This window comes from Burkholderia territorii (genome assembly GCF_902833055.1).
Lineage (GTDB): Bacteria > Pseudomonadota > Gammaproteobacteria > Burkholderiales > Burkholderiaceae > Burkholderia > Burkholderia territorii.
Map to the genome: position 1 here is coordinate 1 of NZ_CADFEJ010000041.1, position 10,903 is coordinate 10,903.

The following is a 10,903-nucleotide window of genomic DNA, read 5'->3' on the forward strand; positions in this document are numbered from 1 at the left end:
TCCGCGCCGAACAGCTGCTTCACGCGGTCGATCGCCAGTTGCTCCACCACGTCGACGTACTCGCAGCCGCCGTAGTAACGCTTGCCCGGATACCCTTCCGCGTACTTGTTCGTGAGCTGCGAGCCTTGTGCGGCCATCACGGCCGGGCTCGTGTAGTTTTCCGACGCGATCAGCTCGATGTGCTCTTCCTGGCGGCGGTTTTCCTGCTCGATCGCTGCAAAGATTTCGGGATCGACGTTCGCGATGGTGCTTTGGGCTCTGTCAAACATACGGTTTCCGTTAAGTGTGTACAGGTTGACCGGAGTGGCCGAGTACATTGCGCTGCTGGCGGAACCAGCCCGACGTGGCGGAAGAATCCGTATGACGCGAGGCAGGACAGCCACCGGCGATGCACGCGACGGCGCACAACGGCTGCCCAGGCGAACGGCAAAAACGGCGCCCCGCGCTTCACGGTGGGATGCTCCACCTTGAACCCGAAGGGTTCTATCGCCAGTCACGCAGGGGTGATGAGCGCGTTAGTTTATTGGATGCGTCATGAATAGGCAACCGCGCGGCAGCAGCCCCGAAACAATGAGGGTCAGACTTTACGCGCCCGTGCCGACGCGCTTCGGCGCCTTGCCGCGGTGCCGCAATCTCAGTAGGCTTGCGGGATACCATCCGCTACTTTGTTACCGACCAGGAGCAGCAATGATCGTGTTCGTCACAGGCGCGTCCGCCGGCTTCGGCGCCGCCATCGCCCGTGCCTTCGTCAAGGGCGGCCACCGCGTCGTCGCAACCGCCCGCCGCAAGGATCGTCTCGATGCGCTCGCGGCCGAGCTCGGCGATGCACTGCTGCCACTCGAGCTCGACGTGCGCGACCGCGCCGCCGTCGAGGCGGTGCCGGCGGCCCTTCCCGCCGAATTCGCAGCGCTCGACGTGCTCGTCAACAACGCCGGCCTCGCGCTCGGCGTCGAGCCCGCCCACAAGGCCAGCCTCGACGAGTGGCAGACCATGATCGACACGAACTGCTCCGGGCTGGTGACCGTCACCCATGCGTTGCTGCCGGGCATGATCGCGCGCGGACGCGGCCATATCTTCAACCTGGGTTCGGTGGCCGGCACCTATCCGTATCCGGGCGGGAACGTATATGGTGCGACCAAGGCTTTCGTCAGACAATTCAGCTTGAACCTGCGCGCCGACCTGATCGGCACTCCGCTGCGCGTCACCGACATCGAGCCGGGCCTGTGCGGCGGCACGGAATTCTCGAACGTCCGCTTCCGCGGGGACAATGCGAAGGCGGCGAATGTGTACCAGAACGTCCAGCCGCTCACGGCCGAGGACATCGCCGACACGATCTACTGGATCGCGACGCGCCCCGCGCACGTCAACATCAACACGATCGAAATGATGCCGGTCGCCCAAGCCCCGGCAGGCCTCGCGATCCATCGCGGCTGACACGGCTGGCGCCGCCGCGGGCCCGGCTCCGGCCGGCCCGCGGCATGCTGCGCCGTACTACATTCCGTTACGAATCGGTTACGAATCCGGCCTCGGCCTTCCGGTAGAATGCGCGCCATGACTCAGCCTACCCGCTCCCCGGACGCGCACTCCGGCTTCATCTGGCCGGTACGCGTGTACTACGAGGACACCGACGCAGGCGGCATCGTCTTCTATGCCAATTACCTGAAATTCTTCGAGCGCGCCCGTACCGAATGGCTGCGCGCGTGCGGCATCGACCAGCGTCGGCTCGCCGACGACACGGGCGCGATCTTCATCGTGCGCAGCACATCGCTCGACTACCGCGCGCCGGCGCGACTCGACGACGCGCTGACGATCACGAGCCGGCCCGGGCGCATCGGCCGCGCATCGGTGGAATTCACTCAGGAAGCGTGGCGTGGCGACACGCTGCTCGTCGCCGGACACATCCGTCTCGGCTGCGTCGACCGAACCGGCATCCGGCCCGCGGCAATCCCGCCGGTCGTGCTCGACGCGCTGCACCGCGGGCCCGTCGTCGACGCCGGGCAGACCGTACTGTCAACGAAGCTCGGATGAGCACCGTTTAGACAAAGCCTATGAACTTGCCTTCCTGAATCGATACTAAGCAAGGTTCGGCGCCAGGCCAGGCCGGCGCGCCGCGCCACACGCATACCGTGCGCCCTCGCCGGACACCCCCGAAGGGACGTTACTCAAACCTCTATGAACACTTCTCAAGACCTGTCGATCATTTCCCTCGTTCTCAACGCGAGCGTGCTGGCCCAGGCCGTGATGGGGCTGCTGCTGCTGCTGTCGCTGATGTCGTGGACCTTCATCTTCCGCAAGTGGTTCGCGATCCGCCGCGCACGCGCGCAGACCGAACGCTTCGAACGGGATTTCTGGTCGGGCGGCGACCTGCAGGCGCTGTATCAGAGCGCGGCCAACAATCGCCACACGATCGGCGCGCTGGAGCGGATCTTCGAGTCGGGGATGCGTGAGTTCCTGAAGGCGAAGGAAAAGCGCATCAGCGACCCGGGCCTCGTGCTCGATGGCGCGCGCCGCGCGATGCGCGCGTCGTTCCAGCGCGAAATGGACGTGCTCGAAGCGAACCTCGCGTTCCTCGCGTCGGTCGGCTCGGTCAGTCCGTACATCGGTCTGTTCGGCACCGTCTGGGGGATCATGAACTCGTTCCGTGGCCTGGCCAACGTGCAGCAGGCGACGCTCGCGAACGTCGCGCCCGGCATCGCCGAGGCACTCGTCGCCACCGCGATCGGCCTGTTCGCCGCGATTCCGGCGGTGGTCGCGTACAACCGCTACGCGCACGACATCGACCGCCTCGCGATCCGCTTCGAGACCTTCATCGAAGAGTTCTCGAACATCCTGCAGCGTCAGGCCCAGTAAGGAGCGCGCCATGGCAGGAAGTCCCATTCGATCCAGCATGCGCGGCGGCCGCTCGCGCCGCGCGATGGCCGACATCAACGTCGTGCCGTACATCGACGTGATGCTGGTGCTGCTCGTGATCTTCATGGTCACGGCACCGCTCGTGGCCCCGTCGATCATCAATCTGCCCACCGTCGGCAATGCGGCTCCGCAGGAACAGACGCCGCCGGTCGTCGTCAACATCAAGGCCGATCGCACGATGAGCGTCAAGTACAAGGGCGACTCCGGCGCGACGCAGGAAGACACGATGACGAAGGCCGAGCTCGACAGCTTCATCTCGGCCCGGCAGGCTGACCATCCCGACCAGCCGGTCGTGATCGCGGCCGACAAGACCGTGCAGTACGATGCCGTCATGACCGTGATGTCGGACCTGAAGGCGCGCGGCGTCAAGCGCGTCGGCCTCCTCGTCAAATCGCAATGAACCGGCAGCAATCCACGCGCGGCACCTATCCGTCTCAGCCCCCTCGCGAGCGCGGCACCTGGCGCGCGTTCGCGCTCGCCGCGCTGATGCACGTGCTGCTCGCGCTGTTCCTCTATCACGGCGTGCAGTGGCAGAACAGCACGCCGGCCGGCGCCGAGGCCGAGCTGTGGACCGAGGTGCCCGACGTGCCCGCGCCGCGGCCCGTCGTCGCACCCACGCCGCCGGCGAAGCTGGCACCGCCGCCTCCTCTGGTCCGGGACGAGCAGGCGGACATCGCGCTGCAGCAGAAGAAACGGCAACAGGAAGCGGCCGCCCGCGAAGCGCTGCTCGAGCAGCAGCGCCGCGCGCAGCAACTGAAGGCCCAGCAGGAAGAAGCCCGGCGCGAGCAACTCGCGGCCCAGCAGGCGGCCGCCCTCGCCGTGCAAAAGGCCGCCGAGCGCGAAAGGCAGAAGCAGGCGGAGAAACTCAGGCAACAGCAGCTCGTGGAGCAGCAGAAGCTCGAACAGCAGAAGCTCCAGCAGCAGAAACTGCAGCAACAGAAGCAGGCGCAGCAGGAAGCGCAGCAGGCGGCGAAGGCCAAGGCCGACGCGGCCGCGAAGGCGAAGGCGGAAGCGCAGGCCAAGGCGAAGGCCGAAGCGGCGGCGCGCGCGAAGGCCGATGCGGCGGCGAAGGCGAAGCTCGACCGCGAGCGCAGCGCGCGTCTCGCGCAGTTGCAAGGGATGTCCGGCGCCGGCGAAGGCGGCGGTGAAGGCCTCGCGAAAAGCGGTACCGGCACGGGCTCCGGCGGCAACGCCGCATCGCCCGGCTATCCCGACAAGGTGCGTCGTCGCGTGAAGCCGAACATCGTCTGGGGCGGCGAGCGCGCGGGCCTGACGACGGTCGTCGCGATCCGCTGCACGCCGTCGGGCGACGTGCTGAGCGTTTCGATCCGCCGTTCGAGCGGAAATTCGGGGTGGGATCAAGCCGTGGTCAATGCAATTCAGGCGTCGGTCCCATTGCCGCCCGATTCTAACGGTCGTACCCCGTCCGACATTACGATTACCTTCAAGGCGGCGGAGTGAGCGCAAATGCGCTTACACTCCGAGCGTCGCTGCCGGACGGGAACGAATCGGGTATTTTTACTGTCTCTGCGGTTGCGCAGCGATCCAAGTCACATGGGAAGCAAGAAGCATGAGTTTGATGACGAAACTAGGTTTCAGGGCACTCGTGGCCTCGTGTCTGATTGCGGCCGGCGGCGCCGCTAACGCGCAGGTCAACGTGCTGATCACCGGCGTCGGTTCGACCCAGTTCCCCATCGCCACCGCGAACTTCGCGAACGAGGCGGGCCTGCCGCAGCAGGTCACGTCGATCGTGCGAGCCGACCTCGCCCGCAGCGGCAAATTCACCAATATCGACGCGGGCAGCACGCCCGTGCCCGAGACCGCTTCGGTCGATCTCGGCGCATGGAAGGCCAAGGGCGCGAACGCGTTCGTCGCCGGCAGCGTGAACCGCGAAGCGAACGGGCAGTACAAGGTGAACTTCATCCTGTACGACACCGTGAAGCAGCAAAGCCTCGGCGGCCTGTCGCTGACGGCAAACGACAACACGCTGCGCACGGCCGGCCACAAGATCGCCGACTACATCTACCAGAAGTTGCTCGGCGTGCGCGGCGTGTTCGCCACGCGTCTGTCGTACGTGATCAAGACGGGCAACCGCTACCAGCTGCAAATTTCGGACTCGGACGGCCAGAACGCGCGCATCGCGCTGTCGAGCACCGAGCCGATCATCTCGCCGGCGTGGTCGCCGAGCGGGACGAAGGTTGCGTACGTGTCGTTCGAGCGCAAGAAGCCGATCGTCTACATTCACGACCTGCCGACGGGCCGCCGCTACATGGTCTCCGACCAGAAGGGCAACAACAGCGCGCCGGCGTGGTCGCCGGACAGCAACACGCTGGCCGTTGCGCTGTCGCTGACGGGCAATACGCAAATCTATTCGGTCAATGCAAACGGCGGCGGTCTGCGCCGGCTCACGCAGAGCAGCTCGATCGATACCGAGCCGTTCTACTCGCCGGACGGCCGCTGGATCTATTTCACGAGCGATCGCGGCGGCGCGCCGCAGATCTACCGGATGCCCGCGCAAGGCGAAAGCGCCGGCGCCGCGCAACGCGTGACCTTCACCGGCAGCTACAACACCAGCCCGCGCGTCAGCCCGGACGGCAAGCTGCTCGCCTACATCTCCCGCACGGGTGGGGGGTTCAAGCTGTACGTCCAGGATCTGCAAACCGGCGCGGCGAACGCCATCACGAACACCAATCGCGACGAATCGCCGAGCTTCGCGGCAAACGGCCAGTACCTTCTCTACGCTACCCAGTCGGGTGGTCGCAACGTGCTGGCAGCAGTGCCCTCCGACGGCAGCGCGCCGCCGCAGATCCTGTCCGTCCAGGGCGGCTCCGTTCGTGAGCCGTCGTGGGGGCCCTTCATGCAATGACCACAAGGAGAGTAACCATGATGTCGAATAAAGCTCGTCTGGCCCTGGCCGTGATGATGATCAGCGCGCTCGCAGCGTGCAAGTCGGGCGTGAAGCTCGACGACAAGGCCAACGCGGGCGCGATGAGCACGCAACCGAGCGCCGACAACGTCGCGCAGGTGAACGTCGATCCGCTGAACGACCCGAACAGCCCGCTCGCGAAGCGCAGCATCTACTTCGACTTCGACAGCTATTCGGTGAAGGACGAGTACCAGCCGCTGCTGCAGCAACACGCGCAGTACCTGAAGAGCCACCCGCAGCGCCACGTGCTGATCCAGGGCAACACCGACGAACGCGGCACGAGCGAGTACAACCTCGCGCTGGGCCAGAAGCGTGCGGAGGCTGTCCGTCGCGCGATGGCACTGCTCGGCGTGAACGACTCGCAGATGGAAGCCGTGAGCCTCGGCAAGGAAAAGCCGCAAGCATCGGGCCACGACGAAGCATCGTGGGCGCAGAACCGTCGCGCCGACCTCGTCTACCAACCGTAAGTAACGGAAAAATTGCCGTATGACGCACCGTGAATCGTGGCTGCGCATGGCCGCAGCGTTCTGCGTCGTCGGCGCGGCGTGGTCGGCCGCGCCGGCGCACGCAGGCATGTTCGACGACAACGAGGCGCGCCGCGCCGTGCTCGATCTGCGCAGCAAAAGCGACAACCTGGCCAGCCAGTTGTCGGCCGCCCAGCGTACGATCCTCGATCAATCCGGCCGTATCGACCAGCTGAACCAGCAGGTCGCGACGCTGCGCGGCGAGAACGAGGATCTGACGAACCGGCTGACGACGCTCGAGCGGCAGCAGAAGGAGTACTACCAGGATCTCGACACACGGCTCAAGAAGTTCGAGCCGCAGCAGGCGACGATCGATGGTGTCGAAGGTACCGTGCAGCCGGGTGAAACGGATGCGCTCAGCGCGGCGCAGCAGCAATTCCGCAACGGCAATTTCAAGGCTGCCGCTGCGTCGTTTCGCAGCTTCATCGCGAAGTATCCGCAGAGCCCGTACCAGCCGACCGCGCAGTACTGGCTCGGCAACGCGCAATACGCGCTGCGCGACTACCGCGGCTCGACGGCGACGTGGCAAGCGATCGTGAGCAAGTACCCGCAGCATCCGCGCGCGGCCGATGCGCTCGTCGCGATCGGCACGAACCAGCTCGAGCAAGGCCAGAAGGCGGCCGCGAAGAAAACGTTCGAGCAGGTCGTGTCGCAATACGCCGGATCGAACGCTGCGCAGACGGCACAGGGCAAGATCGAAAGCATCAAATAAATTATCGTGACGGGTTGTTGACAGGCCAACGATCCGCCGCTATAATTTTTTGCTCTTTGGGTCGTTAGCTCAGTTGGTAGAGCAGCGGACTTTTAATCCGTTGGTCGCGTGTTCGAGTCACGCACGGCCTACCAAGATGTCAAGAAGGGGCTTCCGGGAAACCGGAAGCCCCTTTTTCATTGTTGCTGTCGCGCAAGCAAACGCGCGCCCCGGCCACACATCCCTCCCCTGCCGCATTCCCGCCGCCACGATGCGTGCGTCGAACACGACGCTCGCACCTGCAACCTCACGTGCCGCGCTGCGCGCGCCGCCAGCGCCCCGGCGTCGTGCCGAGCACCGCGCGAAACGCCTTGCCGAACGCCGCCTCCGACTGATAGCCGACCGCCTGTCCGATCTCCGCCTGACCGCGCTGCGTGTCCTGCAGCAATGCGCATGCATGCATCATCCGGATCCGCGCGACGAATTCGCCGACGCTCATCCCGGCCTTCTCCCGGAAATGCCGCGCATAGGTCGCGCGCGACATCGCGGACGCCGCGCCGAGCGACTCGACCGTCCACGGTTGCGCCGGCGCCTGCAGCACGGCCTGGACCGACGGACCGAGCCGCGCGTCGGCCGCCAGCGCGAGCCAGCCGGCCGGCACGCGCGCATCGCGGCCGTACGCGCGCAACGCATAGGCGAGCAGCGCCTGCCCGAGCGCATTCACAATCGCACGCGCGCCCGGCTGCGCGTTCGATGCCTCCGCGCGCAACACGCTCGTCAGCAGTTGCAGCGACGCCGGGCCCGACGCGTCGCGCAGCCCGACATGCAGCACGCGCGGCAGCGTGCGCATCAACAGATCGCCCGCACCGCGCGCGTAGACGAAGCGCCCGCAGAGCAGGTCGACACTCGCGTCGGCCGGAGCTGCGAGATCGCGATTCGACTTGACGGGCAGCACGGCGCCGCCGGCCGCGCCGGGCTCCCGCAGCGACGCGACCGACCGCACGCTGCCGCCTTCCACATCGAACAGGTCGTGCGCGTCGCCAGCCGGCAACAGCACGAAATCGCCGTCGACCAGCCGCAGCGGGCGCCCGTCGGCCGTGCGCAGCTCGCACGTACCGGAGAGCAGCAAGTGAAACGCCGCCTCGCCCGGCGGCAGCGCATCGTGCGGCATCGCGAATGGGCCGTCGAGCAGGCACCGCACATCGAGTTCGACATGACTGCGGCCCAGCGACAGCAATTGACTCAATGCGTCCATGAGACGTTTTCGCTAAAAATTGACACTCTAACGTATCGAAGCCCTCAGCGTGAACGATCAGAATAGGCCCTGCATCGCCCGAGATCGCGGCATCCGCCGCCCGATCAACTTCTTCTCGAAAGGACGCATCATGCTGAACTGGAACGAATACCGGAAGGAACTCACGACGCGCATCGGCGATATCGCGAAGCTCTCGCCCGACACGCTGGCCGGCTACAAGGCGCTATCCGGCGCCGGCGCCAAGACGGGACATCTCGACGCGAAGACGCGCGAACTGATCGCGCTCGCGGTGGCCGTCACGACGCGCTGCGACGGCTGTATCGCCGTGCACACGGCGGAAGCCGCGAAGCATGGCGCGACCAAGGAGGAAGTGGCCGAAGCGCTCGGCGTCGCGATCGCGCTGAATGCGGGCGCGGCGCTCGTCTACTCGGCCCGCGTGATGGACGCGCTCGGCGACTGACGCGCGCATGAAGGATGCGGCACCCGCCGCATCCTTCGTCGACTGTCGCTGGCGCGGAGCCCGCGAGCGAGCGTGCGGCGGCCGCGCATAACGGCGCAAGCGAAGTCGGCTACCATGCGCGAGAGGATTCATCGCGAAGGAGCGCTCCATGTGCCGCTGGCTCGCCTATACGGGTAATCCGATCCATCTCGAGACCGTGCTGTTTCGCGCGAAGCATTCGCTGATCGACCAGAGCCTGCATTCGGAACTGGGCGCCACGACGACCAATGGCGACGGCTTCGGCATCGGCTGGTATGGCCATCCCGATGAACTGCCGTTCCGCTACCGCTCCGTGCATCCCGCGTGGAACGACCGCAACCTGCGCGAGGCCGCGCGCGCGATTCGTTCGCGGATGTTCGTCGCGCACATCCGTGCGGCGACCGATACGCCGGTCCAGGAAACCAACTGCCACCCGTTCCGCCATGGCCGCTGGCTGTTCGCGCACAACGGGCTGATTCGCGACTTCCACAAACTGCGCCGCGACCTGACGATGAAGGTCGACCCGGCGCTGTTTCCGACACTCGAAGGGTCGACCGACTCCGAACTGATGTTCCGTCTCGCGTTGACCTACGGCCTCGAGCAGACGCCGCTGCCCGCGCTCGAACGCATGGTCGGCGTGATCGAGGAAACCGCCGTACGATACCGCGTCGCCGAGCCGCTCAACATGACGATCTGCGCGACGGACGGCGACCGGATCATCGCGGTGCGCTACTCGAGCGAACGGCAATCGCGCTCGCTGTTCCACAGCACGTCGTTCAAGCATCTGCACGAGCTTTATCCGCACAATCCACGCATCGTCGAAGCGGGCGACGACGCGTTCATGGTCGTGTCGGAGCCGCTCGTCGATCTGCGCGGTGCATGGGAGGAGGTGCCCGAAAGCACGGCGATCGTCGCGCATGGCGCGGATGTGCAGCAGCGGGTGTTCAATCCGCGGCATAAGTAGGTCGAAGCGGCGTTTCGTTTCACGTCCCGCCTCCACAAGCAAATATGTCTGAATCAAACCGGATTTAACGAGTATCCCGACAGGTGCGTCAACGCCCATCGCGACACCAGCCATGACGGCAAAGCAAAACATGGCGATTCAAATCACAGCATTAAACAGATGATTCGCACCCGGTGAATCCAGCATGATATAGTTGCCACCAATTTTAAACATCGCAAAAACATCACCGCCTTCGAGCATCGACTCCTGCTCGCAGTTTCTTTGCCGGGGCCCGCGCAAATGTTTGCGCGCGACGGCATGTCTGATGAATCCCGTACAAGAGCACCTGAAATCGCAATACATCGCGCACAATAGGCGCCGGTCGGGTTCTCGGTATAGAGAATTAATAGTCTTTCGGCTCAGACTGTCCAGTTCGCGCATGCGTCGCCGACAAGGAATACCCTAAAATATGCATGCAATCCAGCGCACCAGCATCAGCCTGGTCCGCATGACTTCTTGATATTCTTCGCCCTGCTTCAATCGGGGCGACGCGCGCGAATGAGACCAAGGCAGGATTCACTGCCATTAACACAAAAAGAGGGTACATGATATTGGTTACAGGCGGCGCCGGCTTTATCGGTGCCAACTTTGTGCTGGACTGGTTGCGTCAATCGAACGAATCGATCCTTAACGTCGATAAATTGACCTACGCCGGCAATCTCGGAACGTTAAAATCACTGCACGGAAATCCGCAGCACGTGTTCGCGCAAGCCGATATTTGTGATCATCCGGCGCTCGATGCGCTGTTCGCCGAATACAAGCCGCGTGCGGTCCTGCATTTCGCGGCGGAAAGCCATGTCGATCGCTCGATTCACGGGCCGGCGGACTTTGTTCAGACCAATGTCGTCGGAACCTTCACGCTGCTCGAGGCCGCGCGAACATACTGGAGCGGCCTGAGTGAAGCGGACAAATCGGCGTTTCGCTTTCTGCACGTATCGACCGATGAGGTATTCGGCTCACTGTCGGCGACCGATCCGCAGTTCTCGGAAACCACGCCGTATGCCCCCAACAGTCCGTATTCGGCAACCAAGGCCGGCTCCGATCATCTGGTGCGCGCCTACCACCATACGTACGGCCTGCCCACGCTGACCACGAACTGCTCGAACAACTACGGCC

12 protein-coding genes, 1 tRNA gene, 1 pseudogene and 1 riboswitch are annotated in these 10,903 nt (G+C 64.9%); of the genes and pseudogenes, 12 read left to right on the forward strand and 2 right to left on the reverse strand.

Features of this window, described 5'->3' with window-relative positions:
- A pseudogene (gene glyA, locus HW466_RS30755) lies at positions 1-269 on the reverse strand (serine hydroxymethyltransferase); the annotation flags it as partial.
- 137 nt (positions 270-406) lie between these two features.
- A riboswitch (ZMP/ZTP riboswitch) is annotated at positions 407-507 on the reverse strand.
- Positions 508-687: 180 nt separating this feature from the next.
- Here glyA and HW466_RS30760 point away from each other — a divergent pair.
- The 9 genes from HW466_RS30760 to HW466_RS30800 all read left to right on the forward strand — a co-directional run bounded on the left by HW466_RS30760 (position 688) and on the right by HW466_RS30800 (position 7,206).
- Complete coding sequence (locus HW466_RS30760) at positions 688-1,434, forward strand: SDR family NAD(P)-dependent oxidoreductase (protein WP_151005667.1); 747 nt, start codon at positions 688-690, stop codon at positions 1,432-1,434.
- A 108-nt stretch (positions 1,435-1,542) separates the two neighbouring features.
- Positions 1,543-2,028 carry a tol-pal system-associated acyl-CoA thioesterase gene (gene ybgC, locus HW466_RS30765; protein WP_151005669.1) on the forward strand — a complete coding sequence of 162 codons (486 nt, stop codon included), beginning with the start codon at positions 1,543-1,545 and terminating at the stop codon, positions 2,026-2,028.
- A gap of 144 nt (positions 2,029-2,172) precedes the next feature.
- Positions 2,173-2,850, forward strand: coding sequence for a protein TolQ (tolQ, locus tag HW466_RS30770; protein WP_010091489.1), 678 nt, complete (start codon positions 2,173-2,175; stop codon positions 2,848-2,850).
- A gap of 10 nt (positions 2,851-2,860) precedes the next feature.
- Positions 2,861-3,310, forward strand: coding sequence for a protein TolR (gene tolR / locus HW466_RS30775; RefSeq protein WP_006484943.1), 450 nt, complete (start codon positions 2,861-2,863; stop codon positions 3,308-3,310).
- A complete protein-coding gene (tolA, locus tag HW466_RS30780) occupies positions 3,307-4,371 on the forward strand; it encodes a cell envelope integrity protein TolA (RefSeq protein ID WP_151005671.1) in 1,065 nt (354 codons plus the stop codon). The genes tolR and tolA overlap by 4 nt, the downstream gene beginning before the upstream one ends.
- A gap of 109 nt (positions 4,372-4,480) precedes the next feature.
- The gene (gene tolB / locus HW466_RS30785; protein ID WP_059506995.1) at positions 4,481-5,776 is read left to right on the forward strand and encodes a Tol-Pal system beta propeller repeat protein TolB; all 1,296 of its coding nucleotides are present in this window, start codon (positions 4,481-4,483) and stop codon (positions 5,774-5,776) included.
- Positions 5,777-5,793: 17 nt separating this feature from the next.
- Positions 5,794-6,303, forward strand: a complete 510-nt coding sequence (gene pal / locus HW466_RS30790; RefSeq protein ID WP_059451369.1) for a peptidoglycan-associated lipoprotein Pal — start codon at positions 5,794-5,796, stop codon at positions 6,301-6,303.
- Positions 6,304-6,322: 19 nt separating this feature from the next.
- Entirely contained in the window at positions 6,323-7,072 is a 750-nt protein-coding gene (gene ybgF, locus HW466_RS30795) for a tol-pal system protein YbgF (protein ID WP_059451368.1), read from the forward strand.
- 58 nt (positions 7,073-7,130) lie between these two features.
- A tRNA-Lys gene (locus HW466_RS30800) sits at positions 7,131-7,206 on the forward strand.
- Between the two features lie 152 nt (positions 7,207-7,358).
- On the opposite strand, the gene HW466_RS30805 is transcribed toward HW466_RS30800, so the two are convergent.
- Positions 7,359-8,306, reverse strand: a complete 948-nt coding sequence (locus HW466_RS30805) for a cupin domain-containing protein (RefSeq protein WP_059546771.1) — start codon at positions 8,304-8,306, stop codon at positions 7,359-7,361.
- Positions 8,307-8,436: 130 nt separating this feature from the next.
- Here HW466_RS30805 and HW466_RS30810 point away from each other — a divergent pair, with 130 nt between their 5' ends.
- The 3 genes from HW466_RS30810 to HW466_RS30820 form a co-directional block, all read left to right on the forward strand.
- Positions 8,437-8,766, forward strand: a complete 330-nt coding sequence (locus HW466_RS30810; RefSeq protein ID WP_011883382.1) for a carboxymuconolactone decarboxylase family protein — start codon at positions 8,437-8,439, stop codon at positions 8,764-8,766.
- Positions 8,767-8,914: 148 nt separating this feature from the next.
- Positions 8,915-9,748, forward strand: coding sequence for a class II glutamine amidotransferase (locus HW466_RS30815; protein WP_151004887.1), 834 nt, complete (start codon positions 8,915-8,917; stop codon positions 9,746-9,748).
- Positions 9,749-10,332: 584 nt separating this feature from the next.
- On the forward strand, positions 10,333-10,903 hold a 571-nt coding region (locus HW466_RS30820; protein WP_176316129.1), incomplete at its 3' end, for a dTDP-glucose 4,6-dehydratase.